19 protein-coding genes are annotated in these 26,566 nt (G+C 42.3%); 14 read left to right on the top strand and 5 right to left on the bottom strand.

The window, feature by feature from the left end; all coding sequences use genetic code 11:
• The first annotated feature begins 56 nt into the window (after positions 1 to 56).
• The 8 genes from folE to mtnP all read left to right on the top strand — a co-directional run bounded on the left by folE (position 57) and on the right by mtnP (position 10,041).
• On the top strand, positions 57 to 608 hold the full coding sequence (folE, locus tag CH367_RS15545) for a GTP cyclohydrolase I FolE (protein ID WP_100763420.1): 552 nt from the start codon (positions 57 to 59) through the stop codon (positions 606 to 608).
• 113 nt (positions 609 to 721) lie between these two features.
• On the top strand, positions 722 to 2,686 hold the full coding sequence (gene acs / locus CH367_RS15540) for an acetate--CoA ligase (RefSeq protein WP_100763419.1): 1,965 nt from the start codon (positions 722 to 724) through the stop codon (positions 2,684 to 2,686).
• A gap of 17 nt (positions 2,687 to 2,703) precedes the next feature.
• On the top strand, positions 2,704 to 3,477 hold the full coding sequence (locus tag CH367_RS15535; protein WP_100763418.1) for a cobalamin-binding protein: 774 nt from the start codon (positions 2,704 to 2,706) through the stop codon (positions 3,475 to 3,477).
• A gap of 185 nt (positions 3,478 to 3,662) precedes the next feature.
• Entirely contained in the window at positions 3,663 to 4,511 is an 849-nt protein-coding gene (locus CH367_RS15530) for a bifunctional helix-turn-helix domain-containing protein/methylated-DNA--[protein]-cysteine S-methyltransferase (protein WP_100763417.1), read from the top strand.
• Positions 4,512 to 4,525: 14 nt separating this feature from the next.
• The gene (locus tag CH367_RS15525) at positions 4,526 to 5,668 is read left to right on the top strand and encodes an alpha/beta hydrolase (RefSeq protein WP_244284595.1); all 1,143 of its coding nucleotides are present in this window, start codon (positions 4,526 to 4,528) and stop codon (positions 5,666 to 5,668) included.
• Between the two features lie 135 nt (positions 5,669 to 5,803).
• Positions 5,804 to 7,372, top strand: a complete 1,569-nt coding sequence (locus tag CH367_RS15520; protein WP_100763416.1) for a methyl-accepting chemotaxis protein — start codon at positions 5,804 to 5,806, stop codon at positions 7,370 to 7,372.
• Between the two features lie 141 nt (positions 7,373 to 7,513).
• Positions 7,514 to 9,082, top strand: a complete 1,569-nt coding sequence (locus tag CH367_RS15515) for a methyl-accepting chemotaxis protein (RefSeq protein ID WP_100763415.1) — start codon at positions 7,514 to 7,516, stop codon at positions 9,080 to 9,082.
• Between the two features lie 95 nt (positions 9,083 to 9,177).
• A complete protein-coding gene (gene mtnP / locus CH367_RS15510; protein WP_010573223.1) occupies positions 9,178 to 10,041 on the top strand; it encodes an S-methyl-5'-thioadenosine phosphorylase in 864 nt (287 codons plus the stop codon).
• A 128-nt stretch (positions 10,042 to 10,169) separates the two neighbouring features.
• On the opposite strand, the gene CH367_RS15505 is transcribed toward mtnP, so the two are convergent.
• The 4 genes from CH367_RS15505 to CH367_RS15490 all read right to left on the bottom strand — a co-directional run bounded on the left by CH367_RS15505 (position 10,170) and on the right by CH367_RS15490 (position 14,883).
• Positions 10,170 to 10,994 carry an alpha/beta hydrolase gene (locus tag CH367_RS15505; RefSeq protein ID WP_165783310.1) on the bottom strand — a complete coding sequence of 275 codons (825 nt, stop codon included), beginning with the start codon at positions 10,992 to 10,994 and terminating at the stop codon, positions 10,170 to 10,172.
• 3 nt (positions 10,995 to 10,997) lie between these two features.
• Positions 10,998 to 12,326 (bottom strand): alkaline phosphatase D family protein, encoded by a 1,329-nt coding sequence (locus tag CH367_RS15500; RefSeq protein ID WP_100763414.1) that lies wholly within the window; start codon positions 12,324 to 12,326, stop codon positions 10,998 to 11,000.
• 105 nt (positions 12,327 to 12,431) lie between these two features.
• Positions 12,432 to 13,469 carry an alpha/beta hydrolase gene (locus CH367_RS15495; RefSeq protein WP_100763413.1) on the bottom strand — a complete coding sequence of 346 codons (1,038 nt, stop codon included), beginning with the start codon at positions 13,467 to 13,469 and terminating at the stop codon, positions 12,432 to 12,434.
• Positions 13,450 to 14,883, bottom strand: a complete 1,434-nt coding sequence (locus CH367_RS15490; protein ID WP_100763412.1) for a flavin-containing monooxygenase — start codon at positions 14,881 to 14,883, stop codon at positions 13,450 to 13,452. Before CH367_RS15490 ends, CH367_RS15495 begins: the two co-directional genes overlap by 20 nt.
• 119 nt (positions 14,884 to 15,002) lie before the next feature.
• Here CH367_RS15490 and CH367_RS15485 point away from each other — a divergent pair, with 119 nt between their 5' ends.
• The 3 genes from CH367_RS15485 to CH367_RS15475 all read left to right on the top strand — a co-directional run bounded on the left by CH367_RS15485 (position 15,003) and on the right by CH367_RS15475 (position 21,633).
• Positions 15,003 to 16,808 (top strand): GMC family oxidoreductase, encoded by a 1,806-nt coding sequence (locus CH367_RS15485; RefSeq protein ID WP_100763411.1) that lies wholly within the window; start codon positions 15,003 to 15,005, stop codon positions 16,806 to 16,808.
• 60 nt (positions 16,809 to 16,868) lie between these two features.
• Entirely contained in the window at positions 16,869 to 18,329 is a 1,461-nt protein-coding gene (locus tag CH367_RS15480) for an NAD-dependent succinate-semialdehyde dehydrogenase (RefSeq protein ID WP_100763410.1), read from the top strand.
• A gap of 133 nt (positions 18,330 to 18,462) precedes the next feature.
• The gene (locus CH367_RS15475) at positions 18,463 to 21,633 is read left to right on the top strand and encodes a SpoIIE family protein phosphatase (protein ID WP_100763598.1); all 3,171 of its coding nucleotides are present in this window, start codon (positions 18,463 to 18,465) and stop codon (positions 21,631 to 21,633) included.
• Positions 21,634 to 21,648: 15 nt separating this feature from the next.
• On the opposite strand, the gene CH367_RS15470 is transcribed toward CH367_RS15475, so the two are convergent.
• Positions 21,649 to 22,101 carry an OsmC family protein gene (locus CH367_RS15470; protein WP_100763409.1) on the bottom strand — a complete coding sequence of 151 codons (453 nt, stop codon included), beginning with the start codon at positions 22,099 to 22,101 and terminating at the stop codon, positions 21,649 to 21,651.
• A 257-nt stretch (positions 22,102 to 22,358) separates the two neighbouring features.
• On the opposite strand from CH367_RS15470, the gene CH367_RS15465 reads away from it, so the two are divergent.
• The 3 genes from CH367_RS15465 (at position 22,359) to CH367_RS15455 (ending at position 26,363) form a co-directional block, all read left to right on the top strand.
• Positions 22,359 to 23,948 carry a methyl-accepting chemotaxis protein gene (locus CH367_RS15465; protein ID WP_100763408.1) on the top strand — a complete coding sequence of 530 codons (1,590 nt, stop codon included), beginning with the start codon at positions 22,359 to 22,361 and terminating at the stop codon, positions 23,946 to 23,948.
• Between the two features lie 107 nt (positions 23,949 to 24,055).
• Positions 24,056 to 25,057, top strand: coding sequence for a ketol-acid reductoisomerase (gene ilvC / locus CH367_RS15460; RefSeq protein ID WP_100763407.1), 1,002 nt, complete (start codon positions 24,056 to 24,058; stop codon positions 25,055 to 25,057).
• Positions 25,058 to 25,466: 409 nt separating this feature from the next.
• Positions 25,467 to 26,363 (top strand): porin OmpL1, encoded by an 897-nt coding sequence (locus CH367_RS15455; RefSeq protein WP_100763406.1) that lies wholly within the window; start codon positions 25,467 to 25,469, stop codon positions 26,361 to 26,363.
• Positions 26,364 to 26,566: the final 203 nt, after the last annotated feature.

The raw sequence follows: 26,566 nt of genomic DNA, 5'->3' as shown, positions 1-26,566 counted from the left end.
ATCTAACAAAAAGATTCTCGATTCAATTCGGGAAAATCGAACGAAGAGAGTTTAACTTGGAAGAAGACATTGTAAATATTCTGAAATCGATCGGAGAGGATCCCACGAGAGAAGGTCTTCTCAATACTCCGAAACGCGTGAAAAAAGCCTACGATTTCCTGACGTCCGGTTATCGAGCGGATATCACGAAGATCGTAAACGGCGCCATCTTCGAGGAGCCGACGGACGGTATGGTTCTGGTTCGCGATATAGAAATGTATTCACTTTGCGAACATCATCTTCTGCCTTTTTACGGAAGAGCGCACGTGGCTTATCTTCCGAATAAAAAGATCATCGGGATCAGTAAAATTCCTAGAATCGTGGATGTCTTTGCGAGAAGACTTCAAGTTCAGGAACGTCTCACGGAACAAATCGCGTATGCGATTCAAGAAGTTCTCGAACCTCAGGGAGTTGCCGTCGTCATTAAAGCGAAACACCTTTGTATGATGATGAGAGGAGTGGAAAAACAAAACTCCGAACTTTTCACTTCCTGCATGTTGGGAGCGTTCAAAGAAAATATGGTAACCCGCTCCGAATTCTTAGATCTGATCCGCACCGGGTCCACCTGAGTAACAACTTCCTTCGGAAAATTCTCCGGAGGAAGGCTTTCCCGATTTCATTTTCGCAATTTGATAGACAGAGAGAAAATTAGAAACATTCTTTACCGAATCCGGAGGAAGTCATGGCAAAAGAACGAGTCGTCCCGCCATCCGCAGAATTTAAAAAGAATACCAACATCACCCTCAAAGATTATAAATCTCTTTATAAAGAATCCATAGAAAACCCGAATAAGTTTTGGGGAAGAGAAGCCAATCGTTTGACCTGGTTTAAAAAATGGACCAAGGTTCTCAGTCATGATTTTAAAAACGCAAAGGTAGAATGGTTTAAGGGGGGCAAGCTCAACGTTTCTTATAACTGTTTGGATCGACATATAAATTCTCCTTTGAAAAACAAAGCGGCGTTGATCTGGGAAGGCGACAATCCTTCGGAATCAAGGGTTCTTACTTACTACGATGTTTATCGGGAAGTGAATCTTCTTGCGAACGTCCTTAAAAAATACGGAGTAAAAAAAGGGGATCGTGTTCTCGTTTATCTTCCGATGATTCCCGAATTAGCCATTACGATTCTTGCATGTACTCGGATCGGCGCGATTCACTCGGTTGTGTTCGGAGGATTCTCCCCCGAAGCTCTTCAAAGTAGAATCGACGATTGTAAGCCGAAGTTGATCATCACCGCGGACGGTGGTTTTCGCGGAGGTAAGCCGGTTGAGCTCAAAAAGAACGTGGATCTCGCTCTTGAAAAATCCACGGAGAAAGTAAAGTCCGTGATCGTCGTCCGAAGAACCGGCAACGAATCCGGTCTTACTTGGAAAGACGGTCAGGATCATTGGTATCACTTTTTGATGAACGATCCGACTCTTCCTTCCTATTGCAAACCGGAAGAGATGGATGCGGAAGATCCTCTTTTTATTCTTTATACTTCCGGTTCCACGGGAAAACCGAAAGGGGTTTTGCATACTACGGGCGGTTATCTTCTCGGAGCTAATTTAACATTTCATTATGTATTCGATATAAAACCGGAAGATACGTATTGGTGTACAGCGGATATCGGATGGGTGACCGGACATTCTTACTTAGTTTATGGTCCTCTTTCGAACGGAGCTTCTTCCGTGATGTTCGAAGGAGTTCCTTCTTATCCCGATGCGGGAAGATTTTGGGACGTGATCGATAAGTATGGAGTTAACGTTTTTTATACGGCTCCTACCGCGATTCGTGCGTTGATGAGAGAAGGTTTAGAACCGATTAAAAAAAGAAATTTAAGTTCTCTCCGTCTTTTAGGTTCGGTCGGAGAGCCGATCAATCCCGAAGCATGGGAATGGTATTTTAAAAACATCGGAAAAGGAAAATGTCCGATCGTCGATACTTGGTGGCAGACGGAAACCGGATCGATCATGATCTCGGCGTTGCCCGGTGCGATTCCACAGAAGCCCGGCTCGGCGACGTTGCCGTTCTTCGGAGTTCAACCGATTCTTGTCGATAACGACGGAAAAGAAATCAACGATAAGGGAGACGTTTCCGGAAATCTTTGTATCAAAGGTCCTTGGCCTTCAATGATGCGCGGAGTTTACGGAGATCCTAAACGATTCTTTGATACATACTTCTCACAGTTCAAAGGTTATTATTTTACGGGCGATGGCGCTCGAAGAGATAAGGACGGTTATTTTTGGATTACAGGTCGTGTCGACGATGTGATTAACGTTTCCGGTCATAGAATCGGAAGCGCCGAAGTGGAAAGCGCTCTTGTGGAAAACAAATCAGTAGCCGAGGCGGCCGTTGTCGGATTTCCGCACGACATCAAGGGTCAGGGAATCTATGCGTATGTCACCGTGAAAGAAGGCGTAACTACAAACGACGCGCTGAAGAAAGAATTGATTGCAACCGTTGAAAAGGTGATCGGCAAGATCGCAAGACCGGATGTGATTCATTGGGCGCCGGGTCTTCCGAAAACACGTTCGGGTAAAATCATGAGAAGAATTTTGAGAAAGATCGCTTCGGGAGAATTCGAAGGTCTCGGCGATACTTCCACGCTTGCCGATCCTTCCGTGGTTCAGAAACTGATCGATGATAAAAAGGAATTCCATAGCTGAGAATTTGAGGTAAGAATTTGATCGGTCCGAAAAGAATCATTTGTCTCACCGAGGAAACGACGGAACTTTTTTACTTATTGGGTGAAGAAGAACGGATCGTAGGAATTTCAGCGTATACGGTCCGACCTCTCAAAGCCAAAGAAGAAAAACCGAAAGTCTCCGCGTTTATCAACGGAAACGTAAAACGAATTAAAGAATTACAACCCGATCTTGTGATCGGGTTTTCGGACATTCAAGCGAACCTCGCCAAGGATCTGATCGCCGAAGGGTTGAACGTTCTTGTAACGAATCAAAGAACAATTCCCGAAATTTTCGAGACATTGCTTCTTTTAGGAAGTATCGTCGGAAGGGGAAACGAAACACAAACCCTGATCGACGGTTGGAAAAGAAAGTTAGACGAAATCGGAACGAAACATTCTTCAGGAAGTAGGCCTTCCGTTTTTTTCCAAGAATGGGACGAACCGATCATCACTGGAATCTCTTGGGTTTCGGAATTGATCGATCTCGCGGGCGGAAAAGATTGTTTTGATCATCTCAAAACAAAGTCTTTGGCGAAGGACAGAATCATTACTGCGAACGATGTTGCGGCGGCCAACCCGGACGTTTATATCGGATCTTGGTGTGGAAAACCGATGAATTTTGAATGGGTGCAAAAACATCCGGATTGGCAAAAGACCGGTGCGATTCAAAACGGAAAGGTTTATGAGTTGGATCCTTCGATCATTCTCCAGCCCGGACCGGCGCTTTTTGTGGAAGGAATCGATCAACTCGCGAAATTGATTCATTCTTAAGGATTTTTACGGAATTTTGAGAGAACTGGAAATTTTGTTTTGAAAAACAAGTTTTGTAGGAACTCATACAAATCAAAGTTTCACTCTAATTTTACGGATCAAAACAAAACAAAATTCTTCCAAAAAATGGGAAAATAGCAAGGATCGGGTTTTAAAAAAATAAAGATTCGATTAGCATTTCTGATATGGATCACTACAAAAAAATCGCCAACGCAATTCAATTCATACAACAACATGCGTTGTCCCAACCCGAATTGGATGAAATTGCGCAATCCGTTAACCTTAGCCCGTTTCACTTTCAAAGACTTTTTACGGAATGGGCCGGAGTCAGCCCGAAACAATTTCTTCAATACTTAACCTTACAAAGCGCAAAAGCGATTTTGAATAAACCCGAAGCGACGTTGTTCGACGCCGCGTATGAAACCGGACTTTCCGGAACTGGCCGTTTGCACGATTTATTCGTAAAGATCGAAGGAATGACTCCGGGAGAATTTAAGAACGGCGGAGAAAAACTCAAAATTCGATACAGCTTTCAAAAAAGTGTTTTCGGAGATTATTTGATCGCATCAACAGAAAAAGGAATTTGTAATTTATTCTTTTATGATATTTCAAAAGAACGAATCGTTTCCGAACTGAAGGAACAATGGAATCAAGCGGAACTCGTTTTGCAACTCGATGAGAATCAAGAACGCGTCGTGAAATTCTTCGATCAAACTTCTACAAAAAAGGAAAAGATCAGACTTCATCTTAAGGGAACCGATTTTCAGATTAAGGTTTGGGAAGCGCTCTTGAAAATTCCCGAAGGAAGATTGTTTTCCTATTTGGATATCGCCGATTCCATCGGACAGGAAAGCGCTTCGAGGGCGGTCGGAACTGCGATCGGTAAAAATCCGATCGGTTATCTGATTCCTTGTCATCGTGTGATCAAAAGTACGGGCGGTATTGGAGAATACCGTTGGGGCTCAGAAAGAAAGATTGCGATGATCGGTTGGGAAGCGAGCAGAAACGATCAATTAGTTTTGGACAAAGGATAAACACCGGATAAAGATTGACCGAAGGTAAGAATTCTTCGGGGGATTTTATGAAACGTATTTTGATCTTATTACTCGTTCTTACGATTGCGTTTTGTAAAACGGACTCGAAGGACAATCAGAAAGACGTCGTCGAACCCTTGGTCGAAACACTTCTGATTTTAAGTTATCCTTATTTGATCAATACGTGCGCGATCACACCCGTCGCTTACTACGGACCGATTGCTCCGATTTCACAAGGTTATGGAACCAGAGGTTCCCGTTCCGTTGCAGTCACTGCATTGCAAAATCCGAGTGCGCCTAGAAACGTTTGTGTTTATTACCCGAGCGATTTAACAACAAAGGCTCCCGTTCTATTTTTGATTCACGGATTCAGTTCTCCCTCTGCGGAAGCGTATTATCCTTTGATCGACTTCTATGTTTCAAAAGGATATGTGGTCGTGTTTCCGATTTATATCTCCGATACACGCAACCCGACGGAGAATTATAAATATATGTTGGATGGAATCAACTTTGCGGTGAGTCAGTTTTCAACGATCATCGATACTACTCGAGTCGGTTATATGGGACATTCTTACGGAGGAGGGGCGACTCCGTACTTGGCGCATCAAGGAATCGTTCAAAAAGGCTGGGGAGGAAACGGATCTTTTATCTTTCTCGTCGCACCTTGGTATTCTTTCTCGATTACAAACGCTCAGCTTGCACAATTTACGAACGCAACTAAGATGATCGCACAGATTTACGATAACGACGAAGTGGTCGATAACAGAATGGCCATCGACATTTTCAATCAGATCGGAATCGGAACTGCGGAAAAAGATTTTGAAATCGTATATTCCGAAACATACAACGGAAACGTTCTCAACGCGGATCATTATACTCCGATCAAAAACACCGTAATCGGCTTGGGCGCGTTAGACGTTTTGGACTACTTTGGAATTTGGAGACAACTCGACGCGCTTACGGATTATTCTTACACAGGTTCCGCAACGGCAAAGGATGTTGCTTTGGGAAACGGATCTACCAATCAAAAGAATATGGGCGTATATCCTGACGGACGTGCAGTGAAAACGATGACCGTGACCGATTCTCCATCACCATTACATCCTGAAAGTTTTTTCTCCCAACCGTTTTCTAACGCAAACAACCCAAGATTTTAAACAAACATTTCGAATGAATGTAAAAATTTCATTCTTCTGAAATAGCAAGCTGTCCTTTTATAATACGGCGATTGGATTTCAGTAAGAGATCCTACTTTTCATTTACTTAAATCAAAATCTGTACACGTTTGGTCTATGTCCAAGCAGTCAATAGAATCCATTCGTAAGAAAGGAGAAGCGCTCACTTATTATTCCAGAATGGGAATTATGATCCTGATGTTGCTTTCTCTGATAACGAGCTTTAAGACCCTTCATCCGGAAATTAAGATCATCCACTCGTCAGCCGCGATATTTATGCTTTTCTACACGGTTTTCGGATTTATACTTTATTATAAATACAATATGAAACCGTGGGTGCATCACGTATTTATTATATTCGACTCTCTTTTACTAAGCTCTACGATCTTTTTGGATAGTATGGTTTCCGCCGAAATGATCGCACCCGTCCTTAAAAACGCGATTCTTTATTCGGTATACTTTTTTATCATCGCCTATTCCGGTCTGCTTGGAAGACCCAATTTCGTGCTCGCGACCGGCTTGTGTTGTTCCATCGGATACGGCATCGGATTGACCAACGCATCGTTACACGGTCTTAAATTCTCCGAAGACAATTTGATCAACATGACTCCGGGTTATCTCAAGCTGAGCGCAGAGATCACTAAGATTATCTTTATGACGGGTGTGAGTTTTATTCTTTATCGTTTGATGAATCTATTTGATAGTCTTTATAAGGAAGCTTCTTCTTACTTTCAGGAAAATAAGAATTTTTTAAATAAGTTGGAGAGTAACAGAAAGGTGATTCATACTTCCGCGGAAACTTTGGAGGTATCGGTTACGAACTTTTCCGAGTTTACCAGTTTGACCAGTGCGAAGATGGAATCACAAGCCGCTTCCTTGGAAGAGGTGAACGCAGTGATCACTTCTCTTTCCCAATCCTCCGAAAACAACGTAAACTCGATTCGAATTCAAAACGAGAACCTGATCGAGTTGAATCAGAAAGCTCAGATTCTTTTGGACGTGATTCAAAAAATCTCCGAACATTCGAGAGGTTTGGATATCAATGCGAAAGAAAGTAGAATGGAAATGGAAGTCGTAAAGGAATCCGTTGAAAAGACGAGCGGGTATTTGAAGAACATTTCGAATTCATTTCAAAGAGTGGATGAAATCAATCGTATCTTAGGCGAGATCGCTGATAAAACCAATCTTCTTTCCCTGAACGCTTCGATCGAAGCCGCGCGTGCGGGAGCGGCAGGAAGAGGATTCGCCGTGGTCGCGCAAGAAGTGAGTAAACTCGCGGAATTCACCGCCACAAACGCGAAGATGATCTCCAAGGTTGTGGAAGAATCGCTCGAGTTTATCAAAGAAGCCAATTACGCTTCGACCGGGACAAGCCAATTGACCGAAAGTCAAGGAATCAAGATCAACGCGACCGTGTTTAAGATCGAGGAAATGAATCGTCTTTACGAACGAGGAACCGCGATCATAAACGATTTTGTGAAAAATCTTGAAAAAGTAAAAAGATTATCGGACGAGTTATTCTACTCCACGGAAGAACAGATGACCGGGCAAAAAGAAATGATGAAAGCAATGTTCGAACTGGAAAAGGAAGTCAACGAAATCACTCAGGAATCCGGAAAGATCCAAGACGGTGTATTACAAATCAAAACTCAGTCCAGAGATTTGAAGGCCTTAAGTATCGTTTAAAAGAGTATAAGAAATTCATTGTAAAGGAGAACGTTGTATCGTTTTACTTTGTGTCTTCCTGAAACAAATTTGATATACTAAAACTTATTTCCTAAATCGGTTTTTGTTTGAAAAACGAACTTTCAGACTTCTGATAGGAATATGAGTCAATCTTCCTTGGAACTAATTCAAAAGAATGGTGCGGTTCTAATCAATCGCATTCGTTTGGGTCTGGTCATCCTATTTACGCTTTCCATTCTCGGGGCTTATAAAACGTTCAATCCCGCGCAATTGATCATTCATTCCGGCGGAACGTTTGCGATGGCGGTTTATTGCACCGCTATCTTTATCTGGAATCGTTTCAGCGAAGTTCCGAAATGGGCTCATAAAACTTCGGTAATATTAGATTCTTTGATTTTAAGTTCCACATTGATTTTCGATGCGATGATTTCTCCCACGGTCGCGTCCGGCGTATTGAAGAACGTGATTCTATTCTTCATTTATTTTTACATAAACATCTACTCCGGTCTTTTGGGAGAAAAGAGATTCGTCATCTTCATCGGATTTTTGGGGGCCTTGGGTTCCGCGACCGCACTTTTTGTTGCGGTTCAATTCGGAGTGGTGTTAACCGAAGATCCCAATATCGCGAATAAACCGGGACTTTTAACCACAAGCGTTGAAGTGATCAAAATCATATTCGTTTTTACTGCGGGAATCATTCTCGCGCAATTGATGAATCTTTTTATGAAACTCGCCGATCAAGCCGGAAAACTTTCGGAAGAAAGCAAACGGTTTTTGGAAAAATTGGAAACGAATCAAAAGGCGATCCACGTATCCGCCGAAAGTTTGGAAGAGTCGATTCAAAACTTCGCCGAGTTCATCAACACGACCGGTGAAAAGATGGAATCACAAGCGGCCTCCTTGGAAGAAGTGAACGCGGTCATTGAAGAATTGTCCGCCGCTTCTCAAAGTACTGCGAGTTCGATCGAAACGCAAAATCGCAGTTTGGTGGATCTGGATGAGAAATCCAAAAGTCTCGGAGATATCGTGGAAAGTATCGCGCAATTTTCAAAAGACCTCGGGTCATACGCGAACGAAAATAGAAACGATATGGAGAATGTGACCGAGGCCGCAGGCAAGACGAATCACTTTCTTCAGAACATATCAAATTCTTTTAATAGAGTCGACGAGATCAATCAGATCATGGGAGAGATCGCGGATAAAACGAACCTACTTGCGCTCAACGCTTCGATCGAAGCGGCTCGCGCGGGAGCCGCGGGTCGAGGATTTGCGGTTGTGGCAAACGAGGTCAGTAAACTCGCCGAATTCACTTCCGAAAACGCGAAGAATATTTCCGATATCGTGAAACAGTCCAGGTCGTTTATCGAAGAAGCAAACAAAGCTTCCACGGATACGGGAGATCTTACAAGCAGACAAAAACATAAGATTTCCGAAACCGTAAATCGAATCGAAGAGATGGGAAAACTCTATCAGGAACAAAGGGGAATCATTCGCGATTTCGTTTCGGAAGTGGGAAGAATCAAACAGCTATCGAGCGAAATTTTCGAATCCACCAAAGAGCAGATGGTCGGTCAGGAAGAGATGGTCAAGACAATGGTCCATTTGGAAAAAGAAATCAACATCATCAATCAGGAATCCGGCAAACTCCAACACGAGGTGGAAAAAATCAGAACCCAATCCTCGGAGTTGAAAAATTTGAGCGTAGCTTAAATCGTTCCGTTTGAAACACTTCCGATTTACAATTTAGATCCGTTTTCCAAAACTGTCCTTGAAGAATTTAGATTTTCTTTTAGGAGAACGGAATCATGTCTCATAATGTAAAAGCGGCGATCATCGGAGGAACGGGCCTCTACAGCTTGGATGGAATGGAGCTGATCGAAGAAATTTATCCCGATACTCCTTGGGGAAAACCCTCCGATAAAATCAAAATCGGAAAGTATAAGGGAAAGTTAATCGCATTCTTACCAAGACACGGAATCGGACATTTTCTTTCTCCTCCCGAAGTTCCGAATCACGCGAACATCTGCGCGTTGAAACAACTCGGAGTGGAAGAAATCGTTGCGTTTAGTTCCGTTGGAAGTTTAAGAGAAGAAATCAAACCTCTCGATTTCGTTTTACCTTCTCAGATCATCGATCGTACTCGTTTTAGAAATTCAACATATTTCGGAAACGGAGTAGTCGCACACGCACCTTTCGCGGAACCTTTTTCTCATAACCTAGCGAAACGAATCGAACAAACCGCGAAGAAGATCGGTTTGGAAATTCACGTGGGCAAAACCCTTGTTTGTATGGAAGGTCCTTTGTTTTCCACAAAAGCGGAATCGCATTTGTATCGTTCTTGGGGCGCGGACATCATCAACATGACCGTTCTTCCCGAAGCGAAACTTGCGCGTGAAGCCGAGATCGCATATCAAATGATCTGTATGTCAACCGATTACGATTGTTGGAGAGAAGGGGAAGAATCCGTTACCGTCGAAATGGTGATCGCAAATCTTTCCAAGAATGCCGAAACCGCTAAAAAACTTCTTTCGGAACTCATTCACGTGATCGGAAACGGAGACGACGTTAGTTTGAAAAACAGCACGAAGTATTCTTTGATTACCGCTCCTGAAAAAAGAAATCCCGAGACGGTAAAAAAACTGAAGGTCCTTTTTCCCGAATATTTCTAATCATTAGAAACAAAGCGGGGTTAGAATTTTTTTTCAGCCCCGGCTTTTACTGTGAGTTTTCGTTTTCCATTCTTTCCATTTCTCAAAACTCGCACTTCGATTCTTGCAATTCGGTTTCACACGATATCTTATCGAATTTCATCCAAACTTTTTTTCAAAGCCTGATGATACTCGGGATAAGCCGTTAAATTGTTATGCGAACCGTTCGAAATCGTATAAAGAACCGCGTCTTTGTTGGCTTCTTTCAGTTTTCTGAATATACTTTGCGAGTGGAAATACGGAATGATTTCGTCGTCCGTTCCGTGAAAAATTCTGATCTTAGAATTCGTGTTTTCCAGTTTATCCGAATTCGGAAACCGAAACCGGAGCATCCAGGGCTTTAGAAAAGGATAATATTCTTTTGCGAGAGAGGGAAGATCGGTAAAAGGAGTTTCCAAAAATAGATTCAGATCGGGGTTTTTGGACGAAAGATCGCAAGCAACTCCGGTTCCGATCGAACGCCCGTAAATCACGATTCGATTTCTTGGAATCTTCAGTTTGTTTAAAACATGATCAAGCCACAACGACGCGTCCGCATTCATGGATTTTTCGGAAAGATTTCCCGAGTTTTTTCCGTAACCTCTGTAATCGGTCACAAGAATGTTCCAGCCCAAAGGAAGAAAGTCTTCGTAGATTCCTCCCCAGGTTCTTAAACTTCCCGCGTTTCCATGAAAGTATAAAATCGTTTTTTGAGATTCGTTTCCTTTCGCTTGAAAGTAAAGACCGTAAGCGGTTTCTCCGTCCGGTGTTTCCAATTTGATTTCCTGGAATTCATTCGGAAAATCGAATATAAAGTTTTCTGAAAGTTTCTCTGGGAAAAAAATCAATTTCTCCTGATTCCACCAAGCGAGAAATAAAATAAAAAGAACAAATGAAATAAGAAATGCAAGAATCAAGTTTATAAGCCTCTTCATAGTTTAAGGTACGGGAAGAATTTCCTTCTTCCAAACTTCTTTACCGTTTACGTCGAAAATTTGTAAGATGAGTTTTCTTTCTCCTCGTTTTCCACTTACCGAAACCATTCCGAAATTTCTTTTATCGACGAGAGTTCCTTCCACCCGCAAAGAATTTTTTTCGGTGATCGGAGAATAATAACCCGAGGTCAGCGGAGAAACGGTAAAGTCGTAGATCGGTTCGGTTCCGTCCTCCTTGAGAAGATTCAGTTCGGTATGATGACGATCGCCCGTTAAAAAAAACAGATTCTTAATTTTCAGATCTCGAATTGCCGAAAGAATTTTGTTTCTTTCCTCCGGATAAGTCGCGTAATTTTCAAAGACCGCATTCGGATTTAAGAATTGGCCACCGATCGCGACGAACTTAAAAGTCGCTTTGGAAAACGCCAAAGAATTTACGAGCCACTGAAATTGTTTTTCGCCGAGAATTTGTCTCGGACCAACCGCCTTATTGCCGTTAGCTGTTCTAAAGGTTCGATCATCCAAAAGAAAAAACTGAGAATCGCCCCAAGTAAAGGAACCGTAGATTCCTTCTTTTGCATAATTCGGATTTCCCCAATGAAGTTTGAACATTTCTTCGGCTGTATCTTTCATCCAAAAGGAAGAATCCCCGTCGTTCGGACCGAAATCGTGATCGTCCCAAATCGCGTAGTGATGAACGGAAGCAAAGAATGGAGCAAGTTCCGCGATTCCTCGTTGATGTTTATAGCGATGTAAGAAACCCGTTCTCGAATCCCAATCCGTTTCTCTTAAATAAATATTATCGCCGAGCCAGAGCATAAAGTCCGGTTTTTTGGAAAGAATGGAATTGTAGATAAAGTATTCTCCTCCATACGGTTTTCCGGGAACGTCGAACTCGGTTTCGTTTACGTAAGCGCAACTCCCGAGTGCAAAAGAAAAAGAAGGAGGATCTTGACCGGCCGCAAAGAAAGACTGAGCTTGAAAGACCTGTGAATGTTTCGCTTCGATCTTCTTCCCATCTATAAGAATATTATAATTGTATTTTTTACCGGGATGAACTCGGTTCGCGATTAACTTCGCTATAAAACCCGTCTTGGAATCCGTTTTGATTTCTTCGGAAGTAAATCGATTTTTAGGATTTTCAATTTCAGAATATTCTAATATTACTTGGGCTTTTCGGTCGGTCTGAACCCAGACTAAAACTTCTTTTAACGTGGAATATCCGAGGATCGGACCTGACACGAGATTTGCCGATTCGGCCTGGAGTTGAAAACCGGAAACTAAAAGAAAAGAACAAAGAAGAATTCTTTTTGTAAGAACTTGAAATATCATACGGATTACCTTTCAGAATCCATAACGTTGATTTCTTGCTTTAAAAATTCAAGAGAAAGTTTCAGTAAATCGGATCAATTCTTCCCTGAAATTCCGATTAAAAAACTATTTTGTAACGAATCCGTCTTTGATAAACGAAACGATTTCGTTCAGTGCCTTCTTCGCTTCGGGAATCACTCCTGCAAAATTAAAATAACCGTGCACTAAACTTTCATACAGATTGAACGTAACGGGAATTTTCGCTTTCTTCAAAGAATCGATGAATTCCATCGCTTCATCTTGAAGAGGATCGAAACCGGCTAACTGTAAGTACGTTCTCGGAAAGTCGGTCGCTTTTTTATGAAGAATCGGAGAAGCCGAAACATTCTTCCCTTCTATCGGAGAATTCAAGTAATGAAGATTGAAATAGTCCAACATTTTATTCGTGAGCGCATATCCTCTTCCAAATTCGTTTCTGCTTTGACTCATTCTGAAAAGATCTAAGTACGGATAGATCAACAATTGGAATAAGGGAGAACTTACTTTTTTCTTCTTGGAAAGAATACAAACGTTCGCCGCTAAATTTCCGCCGGCGCTGTCTCCAGCGACCGCGATTTTTTTGGGAAGAATGCCCAACGTTTTCGAGTTCTGAACGACATATTGATAAGCGACAAATGCGTCTTCGACAGCGGTTGGAAATTTATGTTCGGGTCCGAGTCTATAATCCACGGATACGATGATCGCTCCTGTTTGTTTCGAAAGATAACGAAGCGGACGATCGTGTGTGTCTATGTCACCGATTACGAAGCCGCCCCCGTGAAAGTAAACAATCGCCGGTAAAGCTTCTTCCGTTTCAACGGGACGATACAGTCTTAAATCGATTCTTCCATCGGAAACCGGAATCGAAAAGTTTTCGACCTTGTAAAGAGACTCGGGTTCGAGATCAAAAAGAAGCATGGAATTTTTGAACATAATCCTTGCGTCTTTCGGCGAAAGCGATTCGATTCTCGGCTTGGTTCTCGCAAGATACAAAGACATCTGCAACTTTGCGTCCAATATTCTTCCGCGTTTGGAGATGACTCCACCGGAAGTTCTTCGTAAAAGACTTTCCGGTAAAGTAAGAATCAGCCGTAAAAGAATTCTTTCAAACTTTTGCAAGAGCACGCGTTTTCTTTTTGAATCCGTTCGCGGAAAAACCGTTTTTAGAAATCGTTTTGTTTTGTGCGATCGCCGGTACGGAAGGTTTGTTCCCGTTTTTAGAGGCGCGTTTTTTTCCGTTTTTGAGTTCGGACTTCATATCGTAGAGAAAATCTTCGAAGTCGACTTGCATCGTATGTCTTGTTGATGACACATAACGTTTCTTCATCTTCGATTCGTATTTTTCGATGGAACGATTCATTTCATCTTCCGAAGGCATTTGATAGTTTCCGGTTAAATATTCGGAGATCCATTTTCCTTGGAACTCGGCGAGAGGCATGATGGCTCCCAAAGGCTGATACAAACCGACGAAGAATAAGTTATTATATTCCGGTTTGATCATACGATGGAACAAAGGAAGATGATTGTCTTTTGCGGAGATAAAATTCTCCTCAAAGAAAGGAAACTTCACGTCGTATCCGGTGCAATAGATGACCGCGTCGATTTCCTCTTCGGTTCCGTCCGTAAATCTCACCTTATTCCCGTTAAACGATTCGATGTTCGGTTTTGGAGTGACATCACCGCGTCCCAAACGGACTAAAATATCCTGAGAGATCGTCGGATGCGCGGCTCCCGGTTTATGATCCGGTTTTTGAAGACCGAAGTCTTGAACGTTTCCGACTCCGAATTTTAACACAAGACCCATGATAAAACTTTTTAACCAGAACGGAGTGTGAACCGGAATCATTTCCGTGGATTTGTCCAAAGGTTTCCCGAAAAGATAATTCGGGATGATATACGCGCCTCTTCGAGCCGCTAAAAAAACTTTGGAAGCGACTCCGGGACGACAAAGTTCAACGGTGATATCCATTGCGCTGTTTCCCATACCCAAAACTACAACCCGTTTTCCCGTTAATTTAATCGGATTTTCCGGATCCACATAAGAATGAGAATGAATTATCTTACCGGTAAACTTGCCAGGGAATGCGGGATTGGGCCATCTTTGAGACCAGTGATGACCGTTCGATACTACAAGAGCGTCGTAGTATTTTTGTTTTCCGTCTCCGGTTTGAACGAGCCAGGTTCCGTCTTGTTGACGTTCAACGTGAACGACAGGATTTTTAAAATGAATGTTCTTGCGAAATCCGAAATGATTCACGTAGTCTATGAAGTATTCCAAAATTTTTTGATGCCCCGGATAATCGGCATAACTCTTGGGCATCGGATAGTCTCTGTATTCCATTCTATCTCTATGAGTGTTGATATGAAGAGACTTATAGATGTTACTCATCTTATTATCGTTATTGAATCTCCAATTGCCTCCGACTTCGCTACCCGCTTCGTAACAATCGAACGGAAATCCCTTATCTTTAAGAGCCTTACATACTGCGATCCCACTCGATCCGGCTCCAATCACACAAACACTCGGTAACGAAGACATATCTCACTCCTATTTTTATAAACGATACGTTAGGAAATATGATACAGCGTTTAAATTATAACACAGTCAATTAAAAAAAGTTTTGAATTTATAAATCATCGGATTATTACTGAATACTTATGGAACAAAAAAAAAGAACAAATGTTCACTATGATTTCGATTTCATCGTAGTTGGTAGCGGCTTTGGTGGAAGCGTATCCGCGATGCGTTTGAGTCAAAAGGGTTATTCCGTTGCTGTGATCGAATCCGGTAAACGATGGAAGTCCGAAGATTTTCCGAAATCGAATTGGTCGCTTAACAAATATCTATGGATGCCTCGTATCGGTTTTTACGGAATTCAAAGATTGAATCTTTTGAAGGATTTTTTTCTCGTAAGCGGCGCGGGAGTGGGTGGTGGAAGTTTGGTTTATGCGAATACGCTTTATGTTCCGGGCGATAAGGTTCTCAATTCCAATACTTTTAAGAAACTGGGAGGAAAAGACAAGATTCTTCCCTTTTATTCCATCGCCTCAAGAATGTTAGGCGTTACACAAAACCCTCAATTGTACGAATCCGATTTTATACTCAAGGAAATCGCGGAGGATATGAATCGAGGAGATACGTTTCGTCCCACACCGGTCGGTGTTTTTTTCGGAGAGAAGCCCGGTAAACTTACGAAAGATCCGTTCTTTTTGGGCGAAGGGCCGGATCGTGTTACTTGCAATCACTGCGGTGGTTGTATGGTCGGTTGCAGATTCAATTCTAAAAACACATTGGATAAGAATTATCTTTTCTTTGCTGAAAAACTGGGAGCCGAGATTATTCCAGAAAACAAAGTCGTTTCTTTGATTCCTCTGAACAAAAACGGAAAACCCGATTCTTCTTCCACTGGAGAATTCGGTTATCAAATAAAAACACGTTCCACAACGGGCTTTTTCGGTTTTCCGAAACGAACCTTGTATGCAAAAAACGTAATTCTTTCCGCCGCGGTGATGGGAACCGTAGGGCTTCTTTTAAAGATGAAACAAAAAGGAAAGATGCCCCGTGTTTCGGAAACTTTGGGGGACAGCGTTCGAACGAACAGCGAAACCGTATTAGCAATTACTAATTTTAAAAAGGACGTGGATTATTCGAGGGGTGTTGCGATTACTTCTTCGATTCATCCCGACGAACATACGCATATGGAACCGGTTCGTTATCCGAAAGGCTCCGATTTTTTCGGAACGATCGCATCGGTTCTTACGGACGGTGGGGGTAAGTTTCCAAGGCCTTTGAAATACTTTTTGACCCTGTTCACAGATCCGATTTATTTCTTTAAGGCTTCTTGGCCCTTCGGATTTGCGCAGAAGTCTTTGATTCTTTTGGTGATGCAGACCTTGGACAATAAGATCCGTTTGGTTCGTACGAGAAGATTCGCTTGGCCTTTCGAGAAAACCATGAGTTCTGCTTTGACCGAAGGAGAAAAAACTCCTTCTTACATTCCGATCGCAAACGAAACCGCTCGTAAGATCGCGGAAAAAACCGGAGGAGTTCCGAGAAGTTCGATCAACGACGTTCTGTTAAACGCTCCGATTACGGGCCATATCATGGGCGGTTGTATCATGGGTGACACCGAAAAAGAAGGTGTGATCGATTTTCAAAACCGAGTCTTCGGTTATCAAAATCTGAGAGTTTGCGATAGTTCGATGATCACGGTCAATTTAGGAGTCAATCCGAGTCTTTCGATTACGGCTTTGACGGAAAGGGCGATGTCCTTGATTCCTACGAAAGAAGGATTCAAACCGATTGAATTTCAGTTCGAAAAAAAATTCGGAATCTCTTCGATTCTTAAATTTCAAAACGGAAAGAAGGATACGAAGAAAATCGAAGATACAAAAAGTTTAAAAAAGAAATCCGCAAAAACCGGAAAACAAAGTTCGGTTCGAGCAAAAAAATCTTCTCGTTAAAACGGATTCTTCTTTCTTTTCCTAATATGGAGGCTAAACAGGAGGGCGAGGTTCGTTCTCTTGAGTTTAGAATTACTTCATAGAAAAGAATTATTTAAACAAGACGCCTTTTGGGGAGGCTTTTGGAAATCCACAAACTCGGATCAAAGAATTTCAGTTTCCGATCCCGCAACGTTGAAGGTCATAGGTTCCGTTCCTTCCTTGGGTCAAAAAGAAACCTTGGAAGCGATTCAAACTTCCGTAAATGCGTTTCAAGATTGGTCGAGAAGAACTGCGAAGGAACGTTCGATTCTCATCCGAAAATGGGCGGACCTCATGCAAAAGAATCGAGAAGACCTTGCGATTCTCATGACCTTGGAACAAGGAAAACCTTTGAACGAATCCAGAGGAGAAATCGATTATGCATCCTCTTTTTTAGATTGGTTTTCGGAAGAATCGAAACGTACGTACGGAGATATCATTCCCAGTCATAGAAAAGATACGAAGATAGAAGTTTTAAAACAACCCGTGGGAGTTTGCGGGATTTTGACTCCTTGGAATTTTCCATCTTCGATGATCACTCGTAAGGCGGGTGCGGCTCTGGCCGCGGGTTGTACGGTGATCAGCAAACCTTCGGAGTTGACCCCATTCTCAGCTTTAGCGTTAGTCGCGCTTGCTCTGGAAGCCGGAATTCCGGAAGGAGTGTTTCAAGTTCTTACCGGTTATCCCGAAGAAATCGCAAACACTTTGATCGATCATCCCGATGTTCGCAAGATCAGTTTTACGGGTTCTACTCGAGTCGGAAAACTCATCATGGAAAGAAGTTCTAAAACGTTAAAACGATTGTCCCTCGAACTGGGAGGCAACGCGCCGTTTTTGATCTTCGATGACGCAGACTTGGAAGCCGCGGTGCGCGGAGCCATTCTTTCCAAGTTTAGAAATGCAGGACAAACCTGCGTTTGTGCGAATCGATTTTTGGTTCAGAAAGGAATTTATAACGAGTTTATAAGTTTGTTTTCAGAGGCAGTCTTACAATTAAAAGTTGGCAACGGTTTTGATCAGGACGTAAACATCGGGCCTTTGATCAACGAACCTGCGATTCATAAAATGGAAGCCCATATCGAAAACGCAAAATCGACCGGAGCCAAGGCGGTCGTCGGTGGGAGCAGAATCGAAGCCGGGAAATTATTTTTTTCGCCGACCGTTCTTTCGGATATAAAAGAAGAATCGCTTTCGATGAAAGAGGAAGTTTTCGGTCCGATCGCACCCGTCTTCGCGTTCGATTCGATCGAAGATGGGATTCGAGTGGCGAATTCTACACCTTCCGGGTTAGCGTCCTACGTTTATACGCAGGATTATCGAAAGATTCGAACGCTTTCGGAAAGAATCGAATCGGGAATTTTGGGAATCAACGAGGGTCTTATTTCAAGCGAACAAGTTCCCTTTGGAGGTGTTAAGGAATCCGGTTTCGGAAGAGAAGGATCGAAGTACGGGATTCAGGAATATCTTAACGTCAAATATGTCTGTATCGGTGGTTTTTAAGTAGCAAACAATCACAGTTAGCTTATTTGAATTTTTCAATCGTTTGTAACGTATAACAGTCGATACATTCCTCAGATTTCCTTTTTGCTTGACGATAATGATTTTAAGAAGTTTATAGAGCGCCTGCGTTATGATGGATTTAATTTATCTGAATTATTTTTCCTTAGCTTCGTTGATCGGAGTTTTGTTTATCGGGTTCACTACGTTCTTTTTCTTTTCGATTCAAGAAAAAGCATCGGGCACGATCTATCTTAGCATCGGACTCTTTTGTCTCGGAATATTCCATCTCGGTTACATGGTGGGATTTCCTTTTTACGGACCCTGGTCCGTGTTTCACAGATGGATCGTAATTCCTTCTCCGTTTTTAGGCTTCTTATTTTTGATCATGTTCTTTCTTCACTACCCGGAACCCGTTTCCAAAAAGGTGGTGATCCCGGTTTTCTCGACGGCGCTTTTCGGAGTTCTTCTGATCTGCGTTTGGTATTTTTACGAATCACTTTCCGCTAAACGGGTTTTTTACTTTTCCGGTCACTATTGGGACTTTCAAATAAATCTTTTTTATAAGATTTATTCGGCGATCATTCTTCTTTATACGGCTTTCTTCATGCTGATCGGCTTATGGAGAATGATCAAACTCAAAGGCAAGGAGAGAATCATCACCGGAATCATTCTCATTCCGTTGACGTTAGTCACTCTTATTCCCGGAATTTTCAACGCAATGAGCCGAGACGGAGCGGTTTCAAGAGAATTGTATCAAACGGTTTTGGACATTTCTCTCGTGATCGGTTTGTTCGTGATTCTCGTGGGTTATATCAACTACACGAGCGAGAAAACTTCCATTCTTTCCAGAATCACCGGGATTACCTTAGCCACTTTCTTTTTGATATTACAGATCGTGAGTATATTCATCTTTAACAAGTATGAAGAATCATACGATTTAATCAAAAGAAAAGAGGTTCGTTTATCCGTTGCGGGTTTGGAGATATCCAAGGATGCGGAATACGTATTCGAATACGATCCCGACGAGGACTCGATCCGAACTCAATTCTCAAAAAATTCGGAACAACCGAACGAGTTCGTTTTGAGAGAATTCCGTTTTTTTAAAGTAGCTCATAATCTTTTCGAACTTCCCGTTCTTTCCAACCGCGAACTCGTAGACAAAACGGAAAGTATATTAAAGAATTCTCCCGCGGGTTTTGAAGCCTATAAGGCCGGTGTGAAGGAATATCTTTCTTCTCGTAAAGAAGAACGTCTTTCAGGTAAGGAGATCGAATCGTATTTCGACGATTTGGAAAAGAAGCTGGTCGTACTCAGAAATAAATACTTTCATTTGCCGCCCAAGGAGAAGAACGATCCGGTTTCCCTTGAAAAGTTTTTTCACTCCGAGGTCCCCGGAATCGCAGGATATCTAAAGGAATTAAAAAAATCCGCTTTAAATCCCAATGTCACGGATTCCGTAAAGAGAGAAAAGATCATCAATACTCTTCTCACTCAGGTAAGAAGGCTCGATGAAAGAACTTACAAAGGCGAACGTATCTACGAAATCGGGGGCCAAGTTCCTAAACATTATATTTCCTACTTTTACGTTTCCGAATCCGGAACAAAAATTTACGAAGTAGGTTTTCGTTACGAATCCTTACGCGAATATCTTCATTCCACGGGAAAGATTCTTTACATATCGGCGATTTGTATTTTGCTTCTGGTTCTATTCGGATTTCGTTTTTTCTTTCAAGGCGCCTTGCTCAATCCTCTCGACGAGGTCGTGATCGGTTTGAGAGAAGCCAATTCGGGCAACTTGGAATATCGTCTTCAGGTTAAAGTAGAGGACGAAATCGGTTTTATCGCTCGTTCGTTTAACAGAATGGCGAGATCGATCCAAGCCGCGAAAAAACGTCTGGAACAATACGCCGACGAACTCGAGGAGAAAGTAAAGGAAAGAACGAAGGAACTTCAACAAACCCTCGAAGAAGTCCAAGAGTTAAAACAACAACAGGATGGGGATTATTTCTTAACTTCACTTTTGATTAAACCACTCGGTTCCAACAAGGCTCGTCAGGAAAACGTAAAAGTGGATTTTCTGATCGAACAAAAAAAGAAATTCTCCTTTAGAAGATTCAACGATGAGATCGGCGGGGATATCAATATCTCCAACGGAATCGAATTACAGGATCGTTATTATACCGTATTCTTAAACGCGGACGCGATGGGAAAATCCATGCAAGGCGCGGGAGGTGCTCTCGTACTCGGAGCCGTTTTCGAATCGATCATTGAAAGAACGCGTATGGCCGCGACTATGAAGGAACAATCTCCGGAACGATGGTTGAAGAACGCGTTCTTGGAATTGCACAAAGTGTTCGAAAGTTTCGACGGTTCCATGCTCGTATCACTCGTGTTAGGCGTCGTAGACGACGAAGCTGGTTTGTTGTATTTTATCAACGCAGAACATCCTTGGACCGTTTTATACCGTGACGGAATCGCAAGTTTTATCGAAGACGATCTCATGTTTAGAAAATTGGGAACGACCGGAATGGAAGGAACCGTTTTTATCAAAACCTTTCAGATGGAACCGGGAGATATCATCATCGCCGGATCGGACGGAAGAGACGATCTTCTTGTGGGAACGGATCGGGACGGCGGAAGAATCATCAACGACGACGAAAAATTATTCCTAAGACAGGTGGAAGAAGCGAACGGAGAACTCCAATCGATCTATGAAGGAATTCATAAACACGGTGCTCTAACGGACGACCTTTCCTTGGTTCGTGTTTCGTTTAAGGAGAATCTGAGCCAGTCGAAGATCGCGCTTGCGCACGAGCGCGAACAGATCCGCGAACTTTTGAAAAAAGCGAAAGAAGGCGCGGGCAATAAGGAGATCGAAGAAGCGATTTCCTATTTGGAACAAGCGGAAACTTTGAACGATCAGATTCCCGAAGTGAAGAAATTATTCGTAAGTCTATTCTTGAAAAAGAAGGATTACAAAAACGCCGCCATTTACGCGGAAGATTATTTAAACTTAAAACCGGTCGATAAGGAAATTCTTTACATCGCTTCGACCGCGGCCCGTAAGTCCGGAAGTTTTCAAAAGGCTTTGGATTTTGGAGAACGACTGAAGCTAAGGGAACCGAATCATATAAAGAATCTTGTGAATCTCGCCCAGATTTATATCGCGTTGAAAAATTACAAACGCGCTATGGAAATGGTCGATGTCGCATTATCGGTGGATCCTAAACACGAAGTGATCTTAAAGATCCAAGACGTGCTTAGGAAATATTCTCACAATATGGCCGAAACGACGGAATCGTGACGACCAAGATAGTAATCAAGATTGTGGATGAATCGTAACCTCCGATCGGATCGAGTTTGAAATAAAACAATTTCTATGGGATTTTTCGTGAAGACCAACTAACGTTTCCGCATCGGGGATTTTTTCGCCTTCAAATGTTACTTTAGGGTAGAGATCGATTTTCGTTACGACCATCTTTCCTTCCGCGTTTTTTTCCAAGGTCGCGATCGCATTATCGCTGTAATCCGAAACCGTAAAACGGCTTTTGGCCGCCACTGCGAGAAAGGTCAAAAAGTGACAACTGCACACCGAAGAAGCCAATAGTTCCTCCGGATTTGCGTGTTCCGCTTTTCCGTACGTATCCGGAGTGGACGAACCGAATAATTTTTGACCACCCCCATATTGAATCGTGTGGGTCCTGTCATAAGAGTCATATTTGAAATCTTCGGGTCCTTTTTTCCAATATAAGCCAATTTTATGTTCAGACATGTTCATTCCTTCTAATTATAAAAAATTAATGTAGTTTGAATCGGAGAAATCTTTCATCCATTGTTTCATTATAATTCAACAGGATAATCCGATCAAAATCAAGAATATTAGTAAAATCAAAAATCGAAATATACGCGAAGTCGAAACGTACGTGATTTCGAATCGTAAAATTCTTAAGAATCAAGACTTGGAAATTATAAATTTCTTATTTTGGAAAAACCATTGCTTTTTCGAACTAATCGCTCGTCATTAGTTACATGTCCTCAAAGAAAGAATCCAAAAGAAAAACAGACGAAGAAATCATAGCGTCCGGTCCCGCCTACATCAACTGGATTCGTCTCGGTTTGATTTTACTTTATTATTCTTCGATCGCGATCGGTTGGAAGCGGAGTAACGTGATTCAGAATACGTTGTATCTGAGCGGCACGACCATTATGCTTTTTTATTTTTTATATAGCTTTTTTCAGATTCGAAGAACGGGAAATCTTTCCTATACCTTAAGTAAGATTTTCATCATGACGGACGTTGTCGTTTTATTTTTGGTGATGGTGGGCGCCGCCATGGATCATCCCGATTATACTTCTGGAATGGTTAAAAGTCCCGTGTTGTACGGAATCAGTTATCTTTATATCATATCCGCAGGACTTTTACTCGCTCCGAATTTCGTTCTTTGGGTTGGAATATCCTCGGCGATCGCGCAAACCCTCGTCGTTTATACGGCGACCTTATACGGTTTGGTTTTAGCGGAAGAACCGAAACTCGCAAATTCTTTGGGGCACGCGGCCTTCTCGGAACAGGTTACCAAAATTCTTTTTATCTTCGCTTGCGCATTTATCGTGAGAATTCTCGTGAATCTTTTTATAAGACTTAGGGAAAACTCCGCGTATCGTCAGGAGGAATTGGAAGAATCCCATAAGATGATCGCACAAAGAAGCAATAAGATGAGAGAATCCGCTCAGTATTTGAAAGATTCTTCCAAAGACCTGAAAAACTTTATGGATGATTTTTCCCTTTTGGTTTCGACACACGCTTCTTCTTTCGAAGAGATCAGTTCGACGATGGAGGAGTTTCAATCACAAACGGAGAATTCTTCCGATAACGTAAAAAATCAGTTTAGCAATATTGAAAGTTTAATCGGACACAGCAGTAGTCTCAAATCGATCATCGAAAAGATTTCCATATTCAACGAGGCTTTGGATCAAAGTATCGATAAGGTTCGAAAGTCCGGATCCATGGTTACCGGATTTGTGGAAGAACTTTCAGGATCTCTTTCGTCCTTGGGGGATTCTTTCCGAAGTGTGGGAGAAGTGAATCGGATCATGTCCGAGGTCGCGGATCGAACCAATCTGCTTTCCTTAAACGCGTCCATCGAAGCCGCGAGAGCCGGAGACGCCGGAAAAGGTTTTGCCGTGGTTGCACAAGAAGTTTCCAAACTGGCCGAAAGTAGCGCGGGGAATGCCGATCTGATTTCCAAGATCATTCGCGATTCTTCCAATCACGTAGTGACCGGACAAAAATCCGCCGAAACAACCGCGGGTCACGTGAAGGAACAGGACGTTCTTTTTCAGGATCTGTTTTTGAGATTCGACGAGTTCTCGAAGTTGTTCGAGGAACAGAAGAAGATCAATTCTCAATTCTTTTCAACTCTCGATCGTTTGCGTGCGTTATCGTCGGAGATCGAACTCGCTTCTTCGGAACAAAGCATCGGTTTAAAAGGAATCGTTCAGGCGATCGCCTCCCTTCAAAATTCCATGGAATCCCTCGTGGAAAAAAGCGATACCTTAAGCGAGATCGTGAGAGAACTCGAAACCCAATCGGACACTCTGATTAAAGCAGAATCGATTTAATTCTAAATGTTACATAATCCTCGGGTCATAAGCGTGATGTTTATTTCAGTTGTCATTCTACCCTTTTTCAAATGTTTAGTAAAAAGGAACACTCGAGGAAAGGGAAAATGGCAAACATCTATTACGACGCCGACTGTGATTTGAATTCGCTCAAAGGTAAGACCATTGCAGTGATCGGCTACGGAAGCCAGGGACATGCCCAGGCTCAAAACATGAAGGATTCCGGACTCAAAGTTATCATCGGTCTGAAAGAAGGATCCAAATCAGTTCAAGACGCTAAGAATGCGGGTTTCGAAGTGTACAGCGTCGCTGAAGCTTCACAAAAAGCAGACATCATTCAAATTCTTGCACCCGATACGATTCAAGCGGATCTTTACAAAAAAGATATCGAACCGAATCTTAAAAAAGGCGACGCGCTCGTTTTTTCTCACGGGTTCAACATTCATTATGATTTTATCCAACCTCCGAAAGATGTGGACGTTTATATGGTCGCTCCAAAAGGACCGGGCCATCTCGTTCGCAGAGTTTATACAGAAGGCGGCGGGGTTCCATGTTTGATCGCGATCTATCAAGATTCAACCGGCGAAGCTAAAAAAAGAGCCCTTGCTCACGCGGCCGGAGTAGGCGGAGGACGTGCGGGTATTCTGGAAACTTCTTTCCGTGAAGAAACCGAAACGGATCTTTTCGGAGAACAAGTCGTTCTTTGCGGCGGTCTTTCCAACCTGATCATGGCCGGTTTCGAAACATTAACCGAAGCTGGTTACGATCCTGAGATCGCTTACTTCGAATGTCTTCACGAAGTGAAACTCATCACCGATCTTATCTACGAAGGTGGATTGGCGAGAATGAGATTCTCCATTTCCGACACTGCGGAATACGGCGACTACGTAAGCGGTCCTCGTGTGATCGATCCGGGTGTTAAACAAAGAATGAAAGAAGTTCTAAACGACATCCAAAAGGATAAGGGAGCGAAATTCGCGAACAACTGGATGGCGGAAACAAAAGCCGGATATCCGAACTTCAAAAATATGAGAGAAAAGAATGCGGCTCACCCGATCGAATCGGTCGGTAAAAAACTGAGAAGCATGATGAAATGGTTATCTAAGTAATCGATAAACTTTTTCAAATTTTTTCAGAATGAAGAACCCGGCCGATGAAAGTCTTCCGGGTTTTTTATTTTATCTGGAAGCGGCGCTTAACACAAACTTTTCAAAGTATAAAATCACGTAGTCTAATTTTGTTTTCCATTCTTTTGTCTTATCAGTTTATAAACGAAAATGTAATTAGTCGTTTATTACGAGATTCTTTGCCGAACGCAAGTTATTTATAACACATTAAGTTTTTATAATATAATAAAAATTCTTTCTAAAGAAACGAATAAACTTTCGTTTTCTTAAATCCGATTTGACAATGTCTGATTCATTTCTTTATCTTCAACTCAGTTTGGAATTTTAAGAAAGCGGTGAATATCACTTACCTTTAAACTCCGAACATCCAAATCGAAAATCGAGGTTAATCATGTTTCGTAAGGTACTCTCAATTATCTTTGTCGCTTCCACGTTTCTTTCGCTGAATTCAATCGGTGCAAAGTCGTACGCGTTCGGTAGTCTTGGTCTTCAATTCGATCTCGCTCAAATGGGCGGAACGATTACGAAAGACGGATTGGATTCGGCAAATTATTACGATATCGCCGCCAATGGAACCGGTGGAAACACGAATGCGGGCGTCGCTCCTAGAAGAGCGATTATTCCGGAAAACCGTTTGCAAACTCTTGAGAATACGACCGCAGGAATGATCAATGTAAAAGCGAACGGAGCGATGTCCGGGATCGTCATTTCAGCCGGTTACGAAAAAGAATTCGGTAAATATTATTTTGCGAGAATCGCCGCGAACTATACGAGAAAATATTTCGGCGGGGATACGGAAGCGAAAGCTTTAGGATTCAAGTTTTATGATATTGTTTGGGATTATAACGCGATTCAAATTCCGATCAACATAGGAATGAAGGTTTCCGTTTCCGAAGACAATGCACTTTATATCGGAGGCGGGATTCATTATTTTAAAGGTGGATGGAGTTTGTCCGGTTCCAGTCTTTCCAATCTTGTCCATGACGCGGTAATGCCTTTGAGTCCTGCGGTTGCCGGGTTGATTTCTGACGGAACCAATCCTCCTGCGATGTGGGAAGACGTAAGATTCTCCGTATCCGGTGTCGCTCCAAACTGGATCGTAGGCGCTCAATCCAGAATCACGGAAAAAGGTTTTATCTATATGGAAGCGGAAACACTTTTTTCTTATAAACTAGGAACTGGTCACACGCAATCTGCGGGCGGAATTTTAGGATTATCTCCCGCTCCTTCCTATCCGGTTGTATTGGGCGGAACACAATATCGAGTTGGATACAAACACGAAATCTGATTTAAGATTGATTCTAAATTTTTTTGATAAAAAGGCTTTCTTATGAAGGCCTTTTTTGTTTTTAAAGATCGAACGCTAAATAGTATCCGTTTCCTCAAGAACACGGACAAATAAAGTTTCGGAAAATTCTTTCCTAAATTCTGAACTCTCGATTCTTCCGACAAAAAAATAATGACAAAAGGATTTCTTTTGTTACCCTGATT

The organism is Leptospira barantonii (genome assembly GCF_002811925.1).
In the GTDB taxonomy this organism is placed as follows: Bacteria; Spirochaetota; Leptospiria; order Leptospirales; family Leptospiraceae; genus Leptospira; species Leptospira barantonii.
This window is presented reverse-complemented; position numbering and strand designations above follow the sequence as displayed.

Bases quoted from the DNA above. Each gene is read 5' to 3' on its own strand.
- acs (WP_100763419.1), top strand. From the start codon at position 722: ATGGCAAAAGAACGAGTCGTCCCGCCATCCGCAGAATTTAAAAAGAAT.
- CH367_RS15530 (WP_100763417.1), top strand. From the start codon at position 3,663: ATGGATCACTACAAAAAAATCGCCAACGCAATTCAATTCATACAACAA.
- CH367_RS15520 (WP_100763416.1), top strand. From the start codon at position 5,804: ATGTCCAAGCAGTCAATAGAATCCATTCGTAAGAAAGGAGAAGCGCTC.
- CH367_RS15515 (WP_100763415.1), top strand. From the start codon at position 7,514: ATGAGTCAATCTTCCTTGGAACTAATTCAAAAGAATGGTGCGGTTCTA.
- mtnP (WP_010573223.1), top strand. From the start codon at position 9,178: ATGTCTCATAATGTAAAAGCGGCGATCATCGGAGGAACGGGCCTCTAC.
- CH367_RS15505 (WP_165783310.1), bottom strand. From the start codon at position 10,994: ATGAAGAGGCTTATAAACTTGATTCTTGCATTTCTTATTTCATTTGTT.
- CH367_RS15500 (WP_100763414.1), bottom strand. From the start codon at position 12,326: ATGATATTTCAAGTTCTTACAAAAAGAATTCTTCTTTGTTCTTTTCTT.
- CH367_RS15490 (WP_100763412.1), bottom strand. From the start codon at position 14,883: ATGTCTTCGTTACCGAGTGTTTGTGTGATTGGAGCCGGATCGAGTGGG.
- CH367_RS15485 (WP_100763411.1), top strand. From the start codon at position 15,003: ATGGAACAAAAAAAAAGAACAAATGTTCACTATGATTTCGATTTCATC.
- CH367_RS15475 (WP_100763598.1), top strand. From the start codon at position 18,463: ATGGATTTAATTTATCTGAATTATTTTTCCTTAGCTTCGTTGATCGGA.
- CH367_RS15470 (WP_100763409.1), bottom strand. From the start codon at position 22,101: ATGTCTGAACATAAAATTGGCTTATATTGGAAAAAAGGACCCGAAGAT.
- CH367_RS15465 (WP_100763408.1), top strand. From the start codon at position 22,359: ATGTCCTCAAAGAAAGAATCCAAAAGAAAAACAGACGAAGAAATCATA.
- ilvC (WP_100763407.1), top strand. From the start codon at position 24,056: ATGGCAAACATCTATTACGACGCCGACTGTGATTTGAATTCGCTCAAA.
- CH367_RS15455 (WP_100763406.1), top strand. From the start codon at position 25,467: ATGTTTCGTAAGGTACTCTCAATTATCTTTGTCGCTTCCACGTTTCTT.